The organism is Virgibacillus pantothenticus (assembly GCF_018075365.1).
In the GTDB taxonomy this organism is placed as follows: domain Bacteria; phylum Bacillota; class Bacilli; order Bacillales; family Amphibacillaceae; genus Virgibacillus; species Virgibacillus pantothenticus.
Map to the genome: position 1 here is coordinate 242,897 of NZ_CP073011.1, position 21,334 is coordinate 264,230.

Annotated in this window: 14 protein-coding genes and 3 pseudogenes; 11 read left to right on the plus strand and 6 right to left on the minus strand. The window is 35.4% G+C overall.

Translation table 11 applies throughout. The features are described 5' to 3' along the window. Positions 1 to 9: 9 nt before the first annotated feature. Positions 10 to 930, minus strand: coding sequence for an iron-hydroxamate ABC transporter substrate-binding protein (locus KBP50_RS01220; protein ID WP_050349585.1), 921 nt, complete (start codon positions 928 to 930; stop codon positions 10 to 12). After that, entirely contained in the window at positions 902 to 1,732 is an 831-nt protein-coding gene (locus KBP50_RS01225) for an ABC transporter ATP-binding protein (protein WP_050349584.1), read from the minus strand. The genes KBP50_RS01220 and KBP50_RS01225 overlap by 29 nt, the downstream gene beginning before the upstream one ends. A gap of 393 nt (positions 1,733 to 2,125) precedes the next feature. On the opposite strand from KBP50_RS01225, the gene KBP50_RS01230 reads away from it, so the two are divergent. The 4 genes from KBP50_RS01230 (at position 2,126) to KBP50_RS01245 (ending at position 6,390) form a co-directional block, all read left to right on the plus strand. Further along, positions 2,126 to 3,184, plus strand: coding sequence for an NAD(P)/FAD-dependent oxidoreductase (locus KBP50_RS01230; RefSeq protein ID WP_050349583.1), 1,059 nt, complete (start codon positions 2,126 to 2,128; stop codon positions 3,182 to 3,184). Positions 3,185 to 3,731: 547 nt separating this feature from the next. Then, complete coding sequence (locus KBP50_RS01235; RefSeq protein ID WP_050349582.1) at positions 3,732 to 4,496, plus strand: 3-oxoacyl-ACP reductase; 765 nt, start codon at positions 3,732 to 3,734, stop codon at positions 4,494 to 4,496. A 403-nt stretch (positions 4,497 to 4,899) separates the two neighbouring features. Then, positions 4,900 to 6,000, plus strand: a complete 1,101-nt coding sequence (locus KBP50_RS01240; protein ID WP_050349581.1) for a class II histone deacetylase — start codon at positions 4,900 to 4,902, stop codon at positions 5,998 to 6,000. Between the two features lie 36 nt (positions 6,001 to 6,036). Further along, positions 6,037 to 6,390, plus strand: a complete 354-nt coding sequence (locus KBP50_RS01245; protein ID WP_050349580.1) for a VOC family protein — start codon at positions 6,037 to 6,039, stop codon at positions 6,388 to 6,390. Positions 6,391 to 6,710: 320 nt separating this feature from the next. Here KBP50_RS01245 and KBP50_RS01250 read toward each other — a convergent pair. After that, a pseudogene (locus KBP50_RS01250) lies at positions 6,711 to 7,009 on the minus strand (hypothetical protein); the annotation flags it as partial. Positions 7,010 to 7,048: 39 nt separating this feature from the next. Further along, positions 7,049 to 7,123: pseudogene (locus KBP50_RS01255) on the minus strand (hypothetical protein); the annotation flags it as partial. Between the two features lie 1,173 nt (positions 7,124 to 8,296). Here KBP50_RS01255 and KBP50_RS01260 point away from each other — a divergent pair. The 7 genes and pseudogenes from KBP50_RS01260 to KBP50_RS01290 all read left to right on the plus strand — a co-directional run. Then, complete coding sequence (locus KBP50_RS01260; RefSeq protein ID WP_050349578.1) at positions 8,297 to 9,058, plus strand: DeoR/GlpR family DNA-binding transcription regulator; 762 nt, start codon at positions 8,297 to 8,299, stop codon at positions 9,056 to 9,058. Positions 9,059 to 9,562: 504 nt separating this feature from the next. Continuing rightward, positions 9,563 to 11,350, plus strand: a complete 1,788-nt coding sequence (locus tag KBP50_RS01265; protein ID WP_050349577.1) for an L-fucose isomerase — start codon at positions 9,563 to 9,565, stop codon at positions 11,348 to 11,350. 162 nt (positions 11,351 to 11,512) lie between these two features. Continuing rightward, a complete protein-coding gene (locus KBP50_RS01270; protein ID WP_050349576.1) occupies positions 11,513 to 12,166 on the plus strand; it encodes an L-fuculose-phosphate aldolase in 654 nt (217 codons plus the stop codon). 631 nt (positions 12,167 to 12,797) lie between these two features. Continuing rightward, positions 12,798 to 14,276: a rhamnulokinase gene (locus tag KBP50_RS01275; protein ID WP_050349575.1), complete on the plus strand. Its 1,479-nt coding sequence runs from the start codon at positions 12,798 to 12,800 to the stop codon at positions 14,274 to 14,276. Positions 14,277 to 14,291: 15 nt separating this feature from the next. Further along, on the plus strand, positions 14,292 to 14,714 hold the full coding sequence (gene fucU, locus KBP50_RS01280; protein ID WP_050349574.1) for an L-fucose mutarotase: 423 nt from the start codon (positions 14,292 to 14,294) through the stop codon (positions 14,712 to 14,714). 572 nt (positions 14,715 to 15,286) lie between these two features. After that, positions 15,287 to 16,684 carry an MFS transporter gene (locus KBP50_RS01285; protein WP_050349573.1) on the plus strand — a complete coding sequence of 466 codons (1,398 nt, stop codon included), beginning with the start codon at positions 15,287 to 15,289 and terminating at the stop codon, positions 16,682 to 16,684. Between the two features lie 309 nt (positions 16,685 to 16,993). Then, positions 16,994 to 17,700 (plus strand): annotated as a pseudogene (locus KBP50_RS01290) (IS4 family transposase); the annotation flags it as partial. A 508-nt stretch (positions 17,701 to 18,208) separates the two neighbouring features. Here KBP50_RS01290 and glpT read toward each other — a convergent pair. After that, positions 18,209 to 19,573, minus strand: coding sequence for a glycerol-3-phosphate transporter (glpT, locus tag KBP50_RS01295; RefSeq protein ID WP_050349572.1), 1,365 nt, complete (start codon positions 19,571 to 19,573; stop codon positions 18,209 to 18,211). A 511-nt stretch (positions 19,574 to 20,084) separates the two neighbouring features. Then, positions 20,085 to 20,711, minus strand: coding sequence for a DUF3885 domain-containing protein (locus KBP50_RS01300; protein WP_050349571.1), 627 nt, complete (start codon positions 20,709 to 20,711; stop codon positions 20,085 to 20,087). Between the last annotated feature and the right edge of the window lie 623 nt (positions 20,712 to 21,334).

Sequence of the window (21,334 nt, forward strand, 5' to 3'; positions counted from 1 at the left end):
TCCACCTGGTTACTCTCCTAAAAATTTTCCCTTGAAAAACTCCAACTGATATTCAAGTGTTGATGCATCATTGAAGTAAAATTTCTTTCCATCGATGACAAATACGTTGTCATTTTGAACAGCCGGAATGCTTTGGAAAATATCGGACTCTAGGTAAGAGGTATCTTTTGCACCAGATTGGTCACTAACAATTAAATAATCACCTGCAAAGTCTGGAATCACTTCTTCTGATAGGGCATAATAACCATCTTTTAAAGCATGCTTTTTAACTGTTTCTGGCATTTTTAATCCCATGGCCTGATAGAGGATTTCTGTACCTCGTCCCCAGTTATCACCAAATACATACCATTGTTTATCAAACTTTTCAACAACGGATACCGTAGCATCTTCGCCGATTTTATCTTTAATTTGTTTACCTACTTCTGTGGCTTCTTGTTCAAAGTTCTCTACCCATTTGCGGGCTTCTTCTTCCTTATTAACAAGCTTTCCAACTTCAATATGTTGCTGTAGATAATCGGCTTTACCATAAGTAAATGTAACGGTAGGTGCAATTTCTTTTAATTTATCAATGTTTTTGGCGGAAGAAAGACCAATGATTAAATCTGGCTCTAATTCAATAATCTGTTCCAAGTTGTCATCTGAAACGGTTGCAGCATCTTTTAATTCTTCAAAACGAGGATTATCTTTCGCCCATGAATCAGCGCCAACAATATTGACACCGAGCTTGATCAAGTTCCCAGCAAATTGACTAAGGACAACAACACGTTGTGGATCTGCAGGTACTTCTACAGGACCATTTTCGGATTCATAAGTAATTGTATCTTTTTCATTTTCTGAAGCCGCTTTTTCTTGTTTCTTTTCTTCATTGGTATTACAAGCACTTAGCAAAAGAATGATGACACTAAATAGCAGAATGAATCGTTTTTTCATAGCTTTGCTTCTCCTTTTGTTTGATTAAATCGTAGGTGATACACATCGGCTTGCCTGTGCGAGGATCTGTGGCAATTTCTCCATCAATCTCATATACATTTCGTAGCATGTCTTTTGTAAGTACTTCATGAGGACTTCCTGCTTGAATAATTTTCCCGGAACGCATGGCGAGTAAATAATCACTAAACCTAGCTGCTTGATTGATGTCATGCAAGACCATGACAATGGTCCGACCTTCTTCTTTATTAAGTTGCTCCAGTAATTGTAGAACATCTAGTTGATGTGCCATATCCAAATAGGTTGTTGGTTCATCCAGCAGAATGATGTCTGTCTCTTGTGCTAAAGCCATCGCTATCCATACACGTTGTCTCTGTCCGCCGGATAACTCATCGACTGTTCTATGTTTAAACTCTAATACAGCCGTTACTTCCATTGCCCAATGAATCATATCGATATCTGCTTTCTTTAGTCGTCCTAGACCGTTTTGGTGTGGAAATCGTCCATAAGATACTAATTCACCAACTGTTAAACCACTTGCACTATCCGGTGTTTGTGGGAGAATGGCCATTTTTTTGGCGACATCCTTTGTCTTCATGGTGGCAATCTTTGATCCATCTAAAAGCACGGAGCCTTCTTCGTAGGGGATGATTCTCGTTATCGCTTTTAATAAAGTCGATTTTCCGCAACCATTACTGCCAATAATCGAAGTAATCTTACTATCTGGAATTTCAACAGATAAATTCCGTACAATTGGCTCTTTTCCATAGCCAACGCTTAAGTCATTTGTAGTTAAACGATACATGCGTATACCTCCTTTGCTGAGTATGGCGATATGAAAACAGTGTTGATCGCCTAATGACCGATGTTGTTTGTTACATTATTTTAAAATAGGTACATTGATTGCTATTTTATTGATAATTGATAATGATTATCATTAACAAATGATATACGCTTTTCCCTTGCTTGTCAATTACTTCTAGTAAAATAAAAGCGTAAAAAACATGGTTGAATATTAGTTATCGTTAATTACTTTAAGAATTCGTCTACTAAAAAATTTCTATCCTTACTCAAAGTAATGACTGCTGGAAGGGAGCTTATCTGTTACATTCGTGTTTAGAAAAAGGTTGCAACATTTTTGCGATTGTTGTACGATAAATGCAACTGATAATCATTTTCATTTGTGAGGAGCATTTAAATGATTCATATCTCTGATTCAGACGTGTATGATGTAACCATTATTGGGGGAGGCCCGGCAGGATTATTCTCAGCATTTTATAGCGGGCTACGTGAAATGAAAACAAAAATCATTGAGTACCACCCTTTTCTAGGTGGTAAAGTCAACGTTTATCCAGAAAAAATTGTTTGGGACATAGGGGCTATGCCTCCACTTCCAGGACAACAAGTCGTTGAAAACATGGTAGAGCAAGGGCTCACTTTTGATCCTAAGGTAGTGCTGAATGAGGAAGTTGTATGCATTGACAAAAATGAAACAGGTCTCTTTATTGTGAAAGCGGCCTCAGGAAACATACATTATTCCAAGACAATCATTGTTGCAGTGGGTGGTGGTATTTTAAATCCGAAACGTTTACCACTCCCTAATGCAATTGATTTTGAAGAAACAAACCTACATTATTCTGTGAAGAACTTGAAGCAATTTAAAAATAAGCGTGTATTGATTTCTGGCGGCGGTAATTCTGCAACGGATTGGGCAAAAGAATTATCAGGTATTGCCAAAGAAGTATATATTGCCTGTCGGAGTGATTTTTCGTGTCACGAATCTCAAATTACATATCTAAAAAATAATTCCGTTGTTTGCTTTACCCAAACCCAAATTACGGAATTAGTAGCAAATGATGCTGGCGATTGTATTGAGAAAGTAGCGATTACAAATCGGGAGTCCGGAGTTGTGCAATATATACCAATCGATGACGTCATTGTAAACCATGGTTATGATAGAGACAAATCGCTACTCGAAAATAGCCCGCTTGACATTCAAATAAGTGACAACTATTTCATATCTGGATCGAGCAGTAGCGAAAGCTCTATTCCTGGTTTATTTGCTGCTGGGGATATTTTACATCATGACGGAAAGTTGCATCTTATTGCTGGTGCTTTTCAAGATGCAGCAAATGCAGTGAATCAAGCTAAGCTTTATCTTGAACCTGAAGCAACGAAAACGGCAATGGTATCTTCCCATAATGAAAAACTCTACAAGCGAAACGAAAAAATCGTAGCGGATTTGTTGAATGAATAGATGAGGTAATCTAGGGCATATCGGGTACTAGTGGCGACTAATTTAGATTAAATAGATAGGGACCGATTAAAAAACAGCTTCTGTTTTCCTCATTATAAAACGGGAGCTGTTTTTTATGCGCTTATCCAGTTGCTTTTTCAGACATTTCATTGTTCATTAAAACATTGAGTAGTTTTTCTCTTCATTAATAAATAAAAGCAGAGTTGAAATAATAAATGGTTAACAGAAAGAGATAAACAGATGCAAACTATAGAGAATCAAAAAGGCTAAAACAATGATCTTAAGGCTTATCTGATCTTTGGGGGGAACACAAATGTGTGATGGAGAAGATTTTACGGCAATTGAAACATTCATCTCGACCCAAATTGAAGCGTTAAAATTAAGACAAGTCTAAGTGAGTGATAACAGCACCTAAATACCCAATTTCGTAAGATGCCTTTAGGTCATACCATTACGGTACTGGCAATCAGCGGGGGATGAAAGAAAACCCCCACAGATTGAAGATTCACTTTATAAAAATTTTAATATAAAGGAGTTGTTTTTGATTATGGATTTAAAAGAACAAGTTGTATTGGTTACAGGAGCAAGTAGAGGGCTTGGAGCCGCAATTGCAAAAGCTTTTGGGGAAACTGGTGCAAAAGTAGTGGTCAACTACTTTATGAATAAGGAAAAAGCTGAGGAAGTAGTTGAGCAAATTGGCAATGAACGAGCGCTTGCTATTCAAGCAGATGTTCGTAATCTAGAAGAAGTAAATGCTTTGTTTGTAAAAGCGAGGAATTATTTTAAAAAGCCCATTACAACGATTGTTAATAATGCACTAATTGATTTTACATTTAATGGAGAGTTACGTAATAAGTTAGATTCTATAAAGTGGAATGAGTTTCAAACGCAATTTGAAGGAAGTGTAAAGGCCGCATTCCACACTTTGCAAGCAGGAAGAGCAGATATGGTGAACCAGAACTTTGGTCGTATCATAAATATTGGAACGAATCTTGTACAAAATCCAGTCGTTCCCTATCACGATTATAATACTGGTAAAGCTGCTTTACTTGGTTTTACTCGATCCATGGCTAAAGAGCTAGGTCCAAATGGCATTACTGTAAATATGGTATCTGGCGGTTTGTTAAACAAAACAGATGCAAGTGCTGAAACTCCGGATGCAGTTTTTAAGCTGATTAAAGAAGAAACGCCGCTGCAAAAAGCGACTACACCCGAAGATGTCGCTGATGTGGTTCTGTTTTTTGCCTCTCCCTTGAGTCGAGCCGTAACAGGACAAAACCTAGTGGTTGATGGCGGCTTAGTTATGAATTGAAAAATCTCTATTCCCTTGGAGATATTTAGACAATATTGATTGGTCTTTATACTAATATTAAATTTATCTATTAGGTATAATGTAGAGAAATATGTTAAGAATACTGCTATTTATACTTAAGCCAAGCAAAACAAGCTCCAAATTATCGGAGCTTGTTTCTGCTAGGATTTGAAACTAATACAGAGAGCGAAGCAAGTAAATAGATCCATTGTTTGAAAATGTATACAAATAGATCTAAAAATTGATTACGCGAATAATATTTGATAAATTTTAAATAATATAATTATTTTTTGAATCAACTCATATTTATTTAGAAGTACTTATCTTAGTGAAATTTTTGCTGCCTTGTAAAACGATGAGGTATCTATATTTTTAACATAAAATCTGAAAAAGGAGGATTTTAATGAAAAAAACGGGATTTATTTATGACGAAAGCTATTTTTGGCATCAAACTGGCAATGGGGCATTAAATCTTAGTTCTGGTGGTTGGATTCAAGAGGATATCCATGCTGAAAATCCAGAAACGAAGCGTCGGGTTAAAAATTTACTAGATCGTTCGAAATTTATTAAAGAATTCCAGCTTATTGAACCGAGAACAGCGACAAAACAGGATATAGAAATGAATCATGACGCGGCATATATTGATCGGCTAAAGCAGCTAAGTGATGCAGGTGGTGGTGATGCGGGAGAGCATGCGATTGTCGGCCCCAATTCGTATGAAATTGCCCTATTATCGGCTGGAGGTGTGTTAACTGCTGTGGATGCTGTTATGCAAGGAGAAGTGCAAAATGTCTATGCTCTTACGCGTCCGCCTGGTCATCATGCTGAATTTGGAGAAGGGATGGGTTTTTGCTTAGTCAATAATGTCGCGATTGGTGCAAAGTATTTACATAAGCAATATGGTTTGAAGCGGATTCTGATTCTTGATTGGGATGTGCATCATGGAAATGGGACGGAGAGCGCTTTTTACTCTAATCGAGACGTACTCTTTATTTCTATTCACCAAGAGAACATTTTTCCGAAAAATCGTGGGGAAATCACGTATACAGGTGAAGGAGAAGGTGAGGGATTTAACGTAAATATTGAATTACCAGCCGGAACTGGAAATGAAGGGTATCAGTATGCATTTGAACATGTAGTGGAGCCAATTGTAAACCAATTTCAGCCAGAATTTATTTTCGTATCAGCTGGTCAAGATCCAAGCCGATTTGATCCTTTAGGAAGAATGCTTGTTACAGCAGAAGGATTCTACGACATGTCATTAAGAATGAAGCAGTTGGCTGAGAAGCATTGTAGTGGACGTTTAGTCGCTTGCCACGAAGGTGGATACAGTACAGCATACGTTCCTTTTTGTACCTTAAAAGTTATGGAAGCGTTATCCGGGAAAAAGAGTGGAATTGACGATCCATTTGATCAGGGGTACCATGAAGGTCCTTTGTATCCGAATCAGATGGAGGCGGTTCATAAAGTAATCGGTGTTCAGAGAAAGTATTGGGATTTGTAATATAGCTTTAGTAATGGTTAAAGAAAGGAGCCAACTATAGTGAATCCAATATCAAAGGAAATAGGGACAATTTTTATTCCAGTAAGTAATGTAGAAAAAGCTCGCGATTGGTATTGCGAGCTTCTAGGTTTACCGGCTGATGGCGAAATAAAGCTTGGGCATTTGTATGTTCTATCTCTGGATGGGATCAACATTGTATTAGATAGTAAAATTTATCAACCGGAAAATATTATCAGCACGCCTCTTTTTCATTTTAATACCAATCATATTAAAGATGCTTATCAATACATCCATGGGAAAGGCGTTGAAGTAACGACAGAGATTGAGCATGGACATTGGTTTAACTTTAAAGATCCAGATGGGAACCATTTAATGATCTGTAGATGTTAAAGAGGATAAAGGTGACATTTACAGCCTTAACTCAGTATAAATAAATGTAGATGCAGTTTTTGGGATCAGGTGTATCACAAGTTAAAACAATACTCTGCTGTTTTAGAATCAAAGCTTTTAAATCGCAAAAAGCAGGGACACTATAAATGTCCCTCTTTGTCGTTAATGAATAAGTTTGTTTACCTCAAAAATTTTATGCCTTCTTATAGTACAAACAAAACGAACAATTATAAATTGATTATTATTGTATTTGCTTATGTTGTAGCGTCGTTTTTTAAAGCATCTATCTGTTAACCAAGATAAATCTTTTATATAACTGTCTAAAATAAACGTTTCCAGCAATAATGCGAATACCAAAAAATTATAGTGTAGGTAGTATTTTTTAACTCTTTTAGATCATTTAATAAAAAGTTTGCCTGAGAGAGTTCCTCTTCTTTTGCGAAATCAAATCGGCATCCTATTGATATTAAGTCATTATCGCATTAATGTCCGATAAACGGTCTCCGATTACCACAGCTCTTTTAATTTCATATTTATCTATTATACTTTTAACTAGTTCTGATTTATTCAACGATTTGATTTGTTCTATACTAAACGTCTCAGTAACCCACGTCTTTAACACCACGATGACGTAGTTCCTGCATCCATCTTCCCATACGTGCGCGGATTCTGTTGGTGCAATGATGAAGGCTAAAACTTCTTTCATACCATCTTCGGTAATTCCAATCGCAATATATACGGATTCGAAGGTTGTAAAAGTTCATGGAATTTGTAATCGCTTCATAAGTCTCTCCACAGGTTGCAAACTCAAATCTGGACATACAATCGTTCCCCGTAATTCTATGAGATGATCCTATGTGAGCGTTCATATTTGGCGTCCTTGGCGATATTCGTTCATGTAACATAGTAAGACCCTTACAAAAAGTCTTTAAATGTGTTTGAAATAAACAGAGGATCGTTAACTGTATATATAATGTTATCTTTCACTAGTTGGCGTTTCCATAATTCAATTACAGAATACGAACAGACAGGAGGAAAAAGGAACCATATCAAAACACTCTTTCACAATGACATCGGGACCGTCAAAAAGCAATGCTACCACGAGCTAGGTACACTTCAGAAACGGAACATTCACCAACATGATTGGCAGGTCTTGAACAATATCCGATAAAAAGTTCATATCCGTTCTCGATTGTGCTTCAACAGATAGAGCTACCAACATGAATGAATACAGGTCCCTGTCTATTGGAAGTGTCAGCTGAAGAATCATTCATTTGAACGGTCAGCCATTGTGTTTTAACATACTTCTCTTTATATAAGAACTGCGGTGTTCACAGAATCGTTGCACCCAACAATACATCTGATGAGTTTTTTAATTTCCTTCCCCCGACACCATTCAGCTATACTTTGTCTGCTTTCCTTCCAGGCACCGCAATGTATTTTCCATTCTATTCGCTTGTCTTTTAAGGTCATCGCATAACCTCCCAAATTAGTTTCTAAGAAGATTATCACATAGACCTACTTGATTGTTGTATGTATTTTATTTTACGCTCCCCCAAAGGGGCGTTATACCTATTTTTACTGAACCAAAAAGTCGGCGATCTTTATCACAACCGATTATAATCAAAGAATGAAAGAGCAGAAGTTAAGGGGCTTAGTACGACTTTAGCAATGATGGAATATATTTAAAAACAGATGCCAAAGACAAGGACAATGAATTCTAAAGTATCCATGAGTACTTAGAAAAAATGCCTAAATAGCAACCTCAATCAAGGTTATCCTAAAAGGGTACACAAACTAATTGACAGTATTTTGTTCTGCGCATATAGTAGTTGTATATATGCTTGATTTAATTAATGGCTAATATATTATTGAAAATTTCCCATGTAAAGTGGGGGGGATAGAAGTGGCAAGTATTGAAAGGCAAACGAAAATTATGGAAATATTAAAAAAAAGAAAAGTCATTTCAACTCGTAAATTGGAATCTCTATTGTATAGTAGTACTTCTACTATAAGACGTGACTTGATTGAATTAGAAAATCAAGGAAGGGTGATTAGAGAACACGGTGAAGTAAGATTATCAATACCTAAAAATATTGACTATTCTTATGAATCCAGGTTGGATGAGCAAGTAAAACCTAAATATTCAATAGCGGAGATAGCCTCTACTTTTATTGGACCGAACCAAGCTATCTTTCTAGATAGTTCCTCTACGGCTTCTTTTATTCTTCCCTTTCTAACAGAAGTTGACAATTTAAGGATTATAACAAACAGTGTTGATCTAGCCCCTAACTTGAATAAAATGCCTAATATCTCATTATTTATTACAGGAGGAGAAGTTATTCACGGAACAAATTCTATTCTTGGAAACTTTGCAGTAAATTTTCTTGATAACTTTTATACAGATATTGCTATTTTTAGTTGTAGGGGTATTGATAATATTGGCAGTTATGAGGCCGACTATAACCAGGCTTTAATTAAACAAAAAATGATAAGTAACACCAAAAAGACTATATTATTAGTTGACTCTTCAAAATTTGATACTAGGCATTTTTTTAAATTAGCGCATTTTAGTGAAATTGATCACATAATAACAGATAAAAAACCAATTAATAATTTTCTCGATAATATAAATGATAATTGCGAAGTTATTTGGCCCGATTGTTAATTTATTAAACAATTCCTCCATAGAAAAAACAAAAATTTTAATTTTTTGTGATTCATAGCTGCTGTAGAATGACTGATTGTGAAACCTTCTTCCACGTTTAAATTCTCTAACCGTAAACAGCTTGTTGTTAGTTGAACCTTTCTGAAGCGACCCCTTTCCGTCGCTTTCAACTTTTTGTAACATTCTCCGTTTTGGGCTGTTCATTCTTTTTCTTTGCTCTCTTTATATTATATTTCATTTTACTTTCCACGTTTAATTTATCGCAGGTTCTAGCCCGTTTTCTCCCTGTACTCTCTTCTTTACTCCTTTTGTGATCATTATACTTTTTTCTTTTTTATCCAGTCTCTCAAAACTAACATCAGACTCATCATATTTTTGAACTAATATGAACGAAAAAAATAGTATTTTTGAACAAAAGCCAATACCTCTTCAGATCATTGAAATCGCTTACTATAAGATATATATTTTATTTAGTCGAGAGTAAATGTAAAGGAGAGAATATTAATGTCTTTAAGTTATCCTAAACTTGGTATAAGACCTATTATTGATGGGCGTCATGGTGGTGTAAGAGAATCTTTGGAAGAAAAAACGATGACAATGGCTCAGTCAGCAAAGGAATTAATTGAAAATAACCTTCGCTATGCAGATGGTACTTCAGTTCAATGTATTTTAGCAGATCGAACGATTGGTGGAAGAGGAGACGCTGGAGCTGTTGATGATCAGTTTAAAGAAGAAAATATCGTAGGTACACTTTCCGTAACAGCGTCATGGAATTATGGCACAGAAACATTAGACTTAAATCCGAACACGATTAAAGGTATTTGGGGTTTTAATGGTACACAAAGACCTGGAGCGGTTTATGTTGCCGCCGCGATGGCTGCATATGCAGAAAAAGGATATCCAACATATAAGATTTACGGAGAAGAAATTCAGGATTTAGATGATGATAGTATTCCTAAAGAAGTAGCAGATCAAATTTTATCATTTGCAAAAGGTGTATTTGCTGTAGGTCAAATGCAAGGAAAATCTTATGTAAATATTGGTTCCTCATGTATGGGAATTGTGGGGTCTCAAGCCAATGATGACTTCTTTAATAAATATTTAGGGATGACTGTCGAATATGTTGATATGACAGAGATTTTAAGAAGAATTAAACTAGAAATTTATGATAAAAAAGAATATGAAAAAGCATTGGCTTGGATTAAAAAGTATTGCAAAGAAGGTATTGACATTAACGAAGGAAAGGATTTCCCGGAAATCATTGAAAAGTCAAAAGTTATTCCTGCCGAAGAAGATTGGGAGTTTATTGCAAAGCATGCGATAATAACTCGAGATATTTTATACAGTAATGAAAAATTAGCAGAATTAGGATGGGAAGAAGAGGCTAAAGGCCGTAATGCTATTTCTGGAGGATTCCAAGGACAAAGACAATGGACAGACTGGTTACCCAATGGAGATTTTACTGAAGCTATTATGACTTCAACTTTTGACTGGAATGGGCCAAGGCCAGTTACTGCATTTGCGACTGAAAATGACACGCTGAATGGAGTTTCAATGCTCTTTGGAACTTTATTAACTAACAAAGCACCTCTATTTTCTGATGTAAGAACTTACTGGAGCCCAGAATCCGTTGAACGTGCTACAGGTCATAAATTAGAAGGAAAAGCTAAAAACGGAGTAATTCATTTAAAAAACTCAGGAGCCTCCGCTTTAGATTGGTCCGGTGCATTAACAGATGAAGATGATAATCCTACAATGAAGGAATTTTGGAATATGAATGAAGTTGATATAGAGAAAGTCATGGACAAAGTAGAATGGAATAGAGCCAATTATGAATATTTCCGTGGTGGAGGATTTTCATCGAGATTCTATACCGATGTTGAAATGCCAATGACAATGGTTCGAGTAAATCTCGTTAAAGGAGTAGGTCCAACCCTGCAAATTGCTGAAGGCCACAGTTGTGTTCTAGACAAAGGACTCTCAGATATCTTAGATGAACGTACTGATAAAACATGGCCAACGACTTGGTTTGCACCCAAACTAGGGGCGCCAGGGTTTGAGACTGTTTATAATGTAATGGATAATTGGGGATCAAATCATGGCGCTTCGGTTTACGGACATGTAGGACACGAATTCATTACCTTAGCAAGTATGTTACGTATTCCGGTAGTACTGCATAACGTTGAGGATGAAAGGATTTTTAGACCACATTCATTCACTGGCTTTGGAACCAAAGAAAATGAACGTACTGATTTTGAAGCATGTCAGGAATATGGTCCTCTATATAAATAATACATCCTTGATTGGAATGGCCATTCCAATCCGAGAATATATTTTGAAAAGCTCGAATTTCTACCAAAAGTAGCAATCTATGAGTGATTAGATTATTAAGCAAAAATAGATTGTGATTAGAAATATGTTATTCAATTTCAAGCTACAATGGAGGTTATATATATGGGTCTGCTAGAAGAGGAACGAATACAACTTGTTGAGTATGGAAAAAAATTAATTGATTCTGGATTAACAGTCGGTACTGGAGGTAATATTAGCATTTTTGACAAAAAATCTGGTTATATGGCAATCACTCCTAGTGGTATGGATTACTATAAATTGCAAGAAGAAGATATTATTATCATGGATTTGAACGGAAAAATTATGGAAGGTACATTAAAACCTTCCAGTGAATATCAAATGCATTTAGTTGTTTATCAAAATCGCGCTGAAGTGAATGCTATGATCCATACCCATGCGTTATATTCTACCACAATATCCTGTTTGAGAGAGGACTTACCAGCTATTGATTATCTTGTGGCTCATTCCGGTGGAAAAAATGTCCGCTGTGCAGAATATGCGGCTTACGGAACGAAAGAGCTAGCTGAAAACGCACTTAAAGCAATGGAAGGAAGGAAAGCCGTATTACTTGCAAATCATGGTATAAATGTAGTAGGCGATAACCTTGACGAGGCATTTGCAATCACTGAGCAATTGGAATTTTGTGCCCGTTTATATTGGCAATCCAAAGCAGTTGGAAATCCCGTGATTTTATCAGATGAAGAAATGGATAATATGGTTACTAGATTTGTTACTTATGGACAACAAGAAGAATAAGTTTGTTAAACACCTCGGATAATCAGATGATGAATTGAAAGCGAGATTAGAAGCTATTATCAGGCAATTCGTGCGTTTGTTCAATTAAAGATTCAAGTTTGGCTGATTCTACCGTTGATCTCGCTTTGTTTATTTTTTGATTCCTATTGATGCTTTTAAAGTACGTTAAAAAAGGATCCAAGGGCGATTAATCCTAGAAACGTGTTTAACCCACTTATAATATTTTGAATTGATATAACCCAATTTAATGTGTGTCATTTTTCAAAGGAATTTTCAAAAGTCTTCAAATAATCTTAGAGATATGTGAGCCAACGGCTTATTTAAGAAGGTAATAAATATCGCCTTAAGAGAGAGGTTATTTCTAGTTAAAGAAGTTTATCTATTGCTATAGACTTCTTTTTCAATCAAACAACATTTAAATTGGATTGTGAGTTGGCATAAGAAGCCTCGAACTACTATTTGTCGCTAGAGCCAAAGCAAACTGAAAATGAATACTATTTTAAAAAAACTGCATTTCCTACTTTAAGCATAGATTTACTTTGCTTTCAATATCATTTTCGATACCTATTATAATGCGTTTTTAGTCAAATGATGGTTACTTTGCATCAAAAATAAGTGAGGTGAATAAATAATGACTTATAAAAAATTATTAGCAGTTGATTTAGGAGCAAGCTCAGGAAGAGTTATGCAAGGATTATTTGATGGAAAAAAAGTTGAACTATCTGAAGTTCATCGATTTAACAATAATCCTATATCTGTTGAAGATAATTTATATTGGGATGTATTAAATCTTTTTCAACAAATCAAAAAAGGTATTGTAAAATCTTCTAGAGATGGGATACCTATTGAGTCGATAGCTGTAGATACTTGGGGGGTGGATTACTGTTATCTTGATAAAGATGGTGATCTTATCTTTAATCCACGCAGTTATCGTGATCAAAGATCGAAAAGATATGAAAATGATTTCTATAAAGAGTTGTCAAAAGAAGACTTATTTAAAAAGACTGGAGTTCAACCAAATTTAATTAATAGCATTAATCAAATCCATGCAGATCTGGCTAGCAAACCATATTTGAGGAAAATAGTGGAAAAAGTGTTATTTATGCCTGATTTTTTCACCTACTTATTATCGGGTCAAATGATTAATGAATATACAATTTCGAGTACGAGTGGATTATTAGATGTAAGTTCCAGACAGTTTTCTAAGCAATTAATGGAAAAAATCAGTATACCAATTGATTGGTTTTCTAATATTTTAAAAGGAGGTAAAACTTTAGGAACTTTAAGAACTGAGTTATGTAATGAATTGAATGTAAACGAAATCAAGGTCGTTGCAGGAGGAAGTCATGACACAGCAAGTGCAGTATTGGCTGTCCCATATATAAAATCCATTCAAGAAACTGCTTTTATTAGCAGTGGAACTTGGTCTTTAGTTGGTGTTGAATCAACGAATCCTGTAGTAACAAATGATGCCTTTCTAGCCGGGTTAACAAATGAAGGCACTTTTGATGGTAATTACCGAATTTTAAAAAATACAACAGGATTGTGGATTTACAATGAATTAAGACGTGACTGGTCTATAAAAGGTGAGAGTTTATCACATAAAACTCTTGCAGATCTTGCTGAAGAAATAGAAGATAATAAATCGTATATTAATCCTAATGCTGAACCTTTTTCCAAACCAGGAAATATGGAAGAAAAGATACAAAAATTTTGTATGAAAACTAATCAAGAAATACCAAAAACTAAGAGGCATTTGGTTAGAGTGATTTTAGAAAGTTTGGCAATGTCTTATCGAAATACAATTGAACAGATAGAAGATATTACTAATCGCCAAATTAACCAAATACAAATGGTGGGAGGAGGAATTCAAAACGAATTATTGTGTCAACTTACAGCAGATTTTACGAGTAGAGAAGTAATAGCAGGACCGATAGAGGCAAGTTCCTTAGGAAATGTAATTTCGCAACTAATTACTTTAGGTTTAATTAATAGAAGAGAAGATATTGTTACATTAATTAAAAACTCTGAGAAAATTAAAACTTATAAACCACGCAAAACCTTCTGTTTAGAAGATAAATATAATCAATTTAGTAATATCTTAATATGAAAGAGGATAAATAATATGTTAAAAAAAATACCGTCTATATTAAGTCCAATTTTAGTGAAAATATTAATGGAAATGGGACATGGAGATGAATTAGTCATTTCGGATGCTAACTTTCCGGCAGAAAGGATCGGCCAAAGAGTAGTTAGAGCGGATGGACATACTGTTCCTGAGTTGTTAAAAGCAATTTTAGAGTTATTTCCACTTGATAAGTATTCTGAATATCAATATGCATTAATGGAAGTTGTTAAAGGTGATGATGTAGAACCAGTAATATGGAATGAGTACTCAGAAATCATTCAGCAAGAACATCCGGATGCTCAAGTTAAATATATGGAACGATTTGATTTTTATAAACAGTCTGAAGGTGCTTTTGCAGTTCTAATCACCGGTGAAACAGCGTTATATGGAAATATAATAATAAAAAAAGGGGTTATTTAACTTAACTTTTGCAGGTTGAAAAAAACGTGTGTTAATTTGTAGATGTAGTTTTTATGTAAGCGCTTAATAACTTGTGTAGACAATTGTTGTATGGTTAATAAGGAGATTACATGAACAGCTATTGAACATTTTAAAAGAGATTTGCCTTATTCGTATTGAAAAAGATATTGATATCCAATACATGCGACAAATTTGGGATAATTCCTTTGGCATTTATTGTATCCGACTACAATTTCAACAGTAGTACCGATTACTGTGTTGCGCTAATAGAACGAAGAATGATGTTTTTGCCATCGCTCGGTACCTCCAAACCATACAGCAGATCAAAGTTGACACGTTTTTAAAATTAGCTTTTTCACCACGCCAATCATGTTTAGATTTTTTCCGTTATCGCTTTAATCAATGGCTGTAGAGTAAAGTGAACCCATAAGTACAGAAGAGGTATCAAAGCTACTGTCTAATACATGTTTAAGTATATCCAGTAGTTTGTTCCGATGTAGTTTTCAATGCAACAATGTAGCGAAGGTTGAGACATTGATTTTCTACTATTTATTCGAAGGAGAAAAAATGAAATGACTTCTGGAAAAAAGCTTATAAATAACAAATCAGTATATGAAAGCGAAGAAATAGCTTTTAAAGAAAAATTAGCATATGGCCTTGGAGACGGAGCCACTGCTTTTGCCGCTATAAGTGTTGCTTCTTTTTCAATGTTTTACTTCACAGATTATATTGGTATAAATGCCACAATATTAGGAGCAATTTTATTTTTTAGTCGATTTTTTGATGCTGCTACAAATGTTATAATGGGGCACTTTGTTGATAAAACTACTTCAAAACACGGAAAAGCTCGTCCGTGGGTTTTATGGACAATTATTCCTTTCGCGATAACATTAGTACTAACATTTTCAATACCGACTGGCTGGGGGGAAATGGCAACTTTAGTATATATTGCTGTTATCGTTAACGTATATTTCATAGCTTATACAGCAAGTAATATACCGTATGGAACTTTGGGAAGTTTAATATCTAGAAATCAGAATGTAAGAAGCGACTTAAATATTTTACGAATGATTTCTTATTTTGCTATGTCTATTATTTTAGGTGCAATTACAATGCCCCTTGTCGAAATGTTCGGTGGAAAAACAATATCATGGACATATGTAATGATTCTATATGCAATTGCGATGTCTTTAGTTTTCCTTTTTACTTTCCGAAATACTAAGGAACGAGTACAATCTGCAGCTGATGCCAAGGAGCAAGAGAATCTTTCATTTGGTCGATCATTAAAGTTGGTATTGACGAACAAATATTGGATTATCTTATTCTTCATTATCCTTTTTGCATGGTCATTATTGTTTATGTTAAATAACGTGAACGTCTATTATGCAGAGCATATTTTAAACAATGCTAAATATGTTGGAGCTCTTAATACTTTCTTCACGGGTGGTTTACTTGTTGGTTTTTTAACAATTTCATTTGTGATTAAAAGATTTGGAAGAAGAAGAACCATAATCATTGGATTAATTGCGCTTATAGCTAGCAGTTTGTTAATGTTATTTGATTCAACTAGCCTGGTGCTTATCGGGATTAGCTCCGTTATACGAGGTTTGGGATTTTCTCCAATTATGGGGACTGCATATGCTATGCTTGCTGACGTTATTGATTATGGTGAATGGAAAAATGGTTTACGAAATGAAGGGCTTACGTTTGCTGGAGGAACTTTCGCTACAACAGTAGGAACAGGAGCTGCTTCTGGTGGAGTAGGATTGTTTTTAGGAGCAAATGGTTATATTAGTAGTATGGGGGCAACACAACCCGCAGCTGTGTACGATGCTATTACATTTCTTTTTATACTTGCCCCTGCAGTTTTAGGAGTATTATTAATTATCTTATTTTATTTTTATGACTTAGATACTTTTTATTCGAAAATTGTAAATGATATTAGAAAAAGGGCAACATTTAAAAACTAAGGTTAATTTTTACAGGATGAAATTAAAAATGGGGCATACAAGTGTTTTTGCTCAATAATTCCTGATTTATTCACCAAAAATGCAAATACATTCAACCCCATTGGTCTAAAAGGAATCTGTGTCAAAGGTTTATTCATCAAATAAATAAAAAAAAGAATCCGTTACTGCTAGAGTTAAAAGTACCACTAAATAACCACAGAAAGGATTCTTATAATAGCTGCTTTACAACAAACAACGCTAGTTTCAATTGTCAAATTAAACTATTTAACAACGGAGGTTCTCTTTCCTCTGATAAAGGTGGGTTACTGTTTACGACTAGTATTTATGAAAAAGGGTGCTGCTTATCACGAAAAGGCAGTGATTACGACCGCGAAAGAACATGACAGAAATCAATTGGAGGTTCTTGTGGATGATAAAGAATCCATGTATGTGTTTGATCGCGGTTATGTAGACTATGCACGTTTTGACCGGGTGACCGATGATGGCTACTTCTTTGTTTCAAGGCTAAAGAAGAATGCCATCATTCGTGAAGTTTCCTCTTTTTCACTTCCTAATGATGGTACGGTTCTATCCGACAAAATGGTCTACATAGGAACGGCACAAAAACGCACGGAAAACGTCTTTCGTCTCCTTGAAATCATGGATACAAAGGGAAGTCTGCTTCGTTTAATTACGAACCGTTTTGATGCAAGTGCCGAAGAAATCAGTGACATTTACGTTCTCGCTGGGCAATTGAACTCTTTTTCAAATGGTTAAAGCAGCATGTAGAAATAAAGCATTTTTATGGAAAGAGCGAAACTACTGTATAGAATCAAGCATTTTTAGCTCTTATTACCTACTGCTTACATGTTTTTGTCCAACTGGAGAGGAGAAGCAAAAAATCACTACTTCGAATCAATCGCTGGTTAAAAAGAGCGAACTGGAAACCATCCTATGTCTGGACTATGAAAGGAAGTTTGAAGAAAGTTCCAGTCCGTAAATCAGCTGCAGCCGTTGTTCTTTGCATAATTATATAATTTTACCAAATGGGCAGTGCCACCTTTCTTCAGGTTTTGACTTTTTGGCTCAAAATCACAAAAAATATTTAACTGAATATTTTTATTTTAATTATGCAATGCTAGTGATTCCAGCTATAAAGGGAGTGTTTGGTGTAACATGTTTGCACTTGCATACAATCTTTTCTTTCAATAATATGCGTTGCAATTTCTATTTTTGTAAAGCTGGAGATATCCTTTCATTCGCTCAAGAACTGGTAAGAATCGTTTCTGTCCTATTCCTATTTATTTTTAAACGTACATAAAGGAGGATATAGCGCTCGCTTTTCTAATTGATACTCAAATGACTTTAATAGCAAACTTAAATAATGTACCCCTTATTAAAAGACTGGTAAATACCTTATACTGTTGTTCTTTTAAAGAAAGTGGAACAATTGACTAACTAAAATATATTATAAAGGAACTAAAAAGTTATTGACCTGACATTATGAAATTCATACCCACTATAAAAGTTTAATTCAGCTTTATTTTAATGTTTTTTTACAACTTCCTGTCCACGTACATTCCATGTGATTGCAAATAAAACAACCGAAAGTATGCAAGATGCAGTTAACAGCATAAATCCTGCATTCCAGCTGAAGTGTTGCACAACAAATCCCATAATAGCGTTCGCTGTTACGGCGCCACCGATATATCCAAAGAAACCAGTTAATCCAGCAGCAGTACCTGCAGCTTTTTTAGGTACAAAATCAAGAGCCTGTAAACCAATTAGCATAACCGGACCATAAATTAAGAAACCAATAGCGATTAATGCCATGTTGTCAATCAAAGGATTACCGGCGGGGTTAAACCAATATATAAGAACTGCAATCATTACCCCGATCATAAACACTACACCCGCTGGTCCACGACGTCCTTTAAATACTTTATCGGAAATATAACCACATAATAATGTACCAGGAATACCTGCCCACTCATATAGGAAGTAAGCAATTCCTGATTCACTCATATTAAACCCTTTTTCTTCACTTAAATAGGTTGGAGCCCAATCCAATACACCGTAGCGCACGAAATAAACAAAAATATTGGCAATAGCAATAGCCCATACCCATTTATTGTTTAACACATATTTAAATAAAATTTCTTTAGTGGTTAGTTCGGTCTCGAATGTTTTTTTAGATTTACTTGGGTAGTCATCACGATGTTCTTCAATCGGTGGTAGGCCGACGGATTGTGGAGTATCACGAATTAATACAAAAGCAATAATTGCAATCACAACAGCGACTAGAGCCGGAAGAATAAATATTCCTTTATATCCTATAGAAGTTGCTCCGAAATAAGTGGTTGCAAGGGACACACCGCCAATGGCTAATGGAGCCATAAGCCCTCCCCCAACATTGTGAGCTATATTCCAAATAGCGGTTTTGCCTCCGCGTTCACTAACACTAAACCAGTGTACGAGCACACGACCAGATGGCGGCCACCCCATTCCCTGAACCCAGCCATTAAGAAACAGCATAATAAACATGATGGTAATGGTTGAAGTAAAGAAAGGAACAAATCCTATTAACAAGTTTATAGTTGCAGATAAAATTAAACCAGTAACTAGAAAAACTCTTGCGTTACTCCTATCTGAGACAGTTGCCATAACGAATTTACTTATCCCATATGCAATGGAAATAGCTGATAACGCTAACCCTAATTCTCCCTTTGAGAATCCTTCTTCAGTCAGATAAGGCATCGCGATCGAAAAGTTTTTACGAATTAAATAGTAAGCTGCATAGCCAATGAAAATCCCCATAAAGACCTGAAACCTAAGTTTTTTATACTCGGAATCTATCTTATCCCCTGGTAATCTTTCCTTGGCTGGAGCTGGTTTGAACAATTCTAACATATATCTCCCCTCCATGTTTGAAAATATAGAGATCCATTTCCCCCTTTGGGATAAAAGGTATATTCTCCCTCCCTTTTTATAAAAGTAAGTTAATTAGAGGGTGAGCAGAGATTTAACATAAAAAGAACCATACTGATATATATACTTCCTGTAAATGAAAGTATATATCTCAGTATAGTCTCCTAATCACCGCTACCTCTTAACTTGTAAAACAAGAATACAAGATCATCCGACATATGTCAACGCTTACATTGATTATAAAGATCAAACAAGATTTTAGATTTCTTGAATTATACTCATGATAAAAATTCGCCGAAGTTCACAAGCAATTTGCACCGACGTCTGTCAAGTGGACACGATAATTTGTTCACAACTTTTTCGCCGAAGTTCAAAATTATACGGTGATTGATTGAAATGCAGCGAGATAATTAGCTTGGGGCAAATGGTCTCGCTAGTGTTTTAGAACCTAACTCCTAAACTAATACTCCGAGGCTGTGATAAAACCTCCACACTACCGCACTGCAAATTGCTTATCCATTCTTTGTCTATCGTATTCTAATAAAAATGATGTACGAGAATCATATAATGCTTGTAAAGGAGCTTTCGCTTTTCCTGCCACGTCTAAACCGCGATCATCGTATAGATAATAAACAACGCCATCCTTTATTCGGACTATATATAACTCGAAATTATTGAAAATCCCCTTTCCCGTAAAATCTTTCCAAATGCACTTCTGAATCCACGCTCTTTTCTTTACGTTCGCGACGGTAGTTTTAACGGCAAAGCGGTGAAGCTTTGTTTCATCATCTTCATCATCATATGGATTTGGCAAGACCTCATAACTCAGCTGACAAAATGGAGGGCGCTCATAAAAATAGCGATTCAAGAAGCGATGCCTGCGATATGTTTCTGCTCGGGTATGATATTTTTGTAACACTACGTACACTTCCTCTTCCGGTTTAAATAAATCGTTCCAAATCATTTGCGCCCTTTTTTCAGCAATTTTAAAGTAGTTAGGATCACTGGTTGAATATTCAACTGGTCCAATTTCAAATCGCAATCCAACAGGCATGGTATAAAAAAGTGGTGCATGTAAGCCATTTTGATATATAGATGACCACCATTGGTGAAATGTCATAATGATAACCTCCTTAGTTGTGCTGTAGTGGCTATTACAAGAGAACCTTTGTCAGGATAAAGAAGAGAAGGGTTTGGCGTCGGCAGTAATACATTCCACGAAGAAAAAGGATGTTCGCGGATGTTGCGAAATTAACCTTGATCTACAATTTTAACAGAAAAAACACTTATTAAATGAAGTTTCACTTAAATCCTTAATAAATTCAAGTCTTAGCTTGAAAAATTCCTTGAAATTTCCTGTTTTGGAATCAGAAGCTAGAAGCAGTAAATGTAGAGGTTCTACAAAGAAGCTTTTTACGGAGGCTCGGGGAAGAGGTATCCTGAATGATTTTCCATTATATGGTGTGTCGAGTATTCGTTATGCGGAGATTCGTATAAAAGGAGAACAGTTTTATATATAGTGAGGTAAAAAGTATAGGTTTTGTTCATGATAGCTTTAGATATAGATGGTTCGATAATTCATAAGCATTAGGTCTGTTTTATACTCGAATCATAGGCCAGTGCCAACAGTTGTTCTCTTAGTTGGATTCCTGACGTAATATAATTCATACCAAAAGAAATTTTCCGCTAAGAGGCTAATAGGAAATCATTTGTTTTAATAAGGATAAAAATAAACTAACCAAG

What these genes read in the sequence shown, in the direction of transcription:
- KBP50_RS01220 (WP_050349585.1), bottom strand. Translation starts at nt 930, where the DNA reads ATGAAAAAACGATTCATTCTGCTATTTAGTGTCATCATTCTTTTGCTA.
- KBP50_RS01225 (WP_050349584.1), bottom strand. Translation starts at nt 1,732, where the DNA reads ATGTATCGTTTAACTACAAATGACTTAAGCGTTGGCTATGGAAAAGAG.
- KBP50_RS01230 (WP_050349583.1), top strand. Translation starts at nt 2,126, where the DNA reads ATGATTCATATCTCTGATTCAGACGTGTATGATGTAACCATTATTGGG.
- KBP50_RS01235 (WP_050349582.1), top strand. Translation starts at nt 3,732, where the DNA reads ATGGATTTAAAAGAACAAGTTGTATTGGTTACAGGAGCAAGTAGAGGG.
- KBP50_RS01240 (WP_050349581.1), top strand. Translation starts at nt 4,900, where the DNA reads ATGAAAAAAACGGGATTTATTTATGACGAAAGCTATTTTTGGCATCAA.
- KBP50_RS01265 (WP_050349577.1), top strand. Translation starts at nt 9,563, where the DNA reads ATGTCTTTAAGTTATCCTAAACTTGGTATAAGACCTATTATTGATGGG.
- KBP50_RS01270 (WP_050349576.1), top strand. Translation starts at nt 11,513, where the DNA reads ATGGGTCTGCTAGAAGAGGAACGAATACAACTTGTTGAGTATGGAAAA.
- KBP50_RS01275 (WP_050349575.1), top strand. Translation starts at nt 12,798, where the DNA reads ATGACTTATAAAAAATTATTAGCAGTTGATTTAGGAGCAAGCTCAGGA.
- fucU (WP_050349574.1), top strand. Translation starts at nt 14,292, where the DNA reads ATGTTAAAAAAAATACCGTCTATATTAAGTCCAATTTTAGTGAAAATA.
- KBP50_RS01285 (WP_050349573.1), top strand. Translation starts at nt 15,287, where the DNA reads ATGACTTCTGGAAAAAAGCTTATAAATAACAAATCAGTATATGAAAGC.
- glpT (WP_050349572.1), bottom strand. Translation starts at nt 19,573, where the DNA reads ATGTTAGAATTGTTCAAACCAGCTCCAGCCAAGGAAAGATTACCAGGG.
- KBP50_RS01300 (WP_050349571.1), bottom strand. Translation starts at nt 20,711, where the DNA reads ATGACATTTCACCAATGGTGGTCATCTATATATCAAAATGGCTTACAT.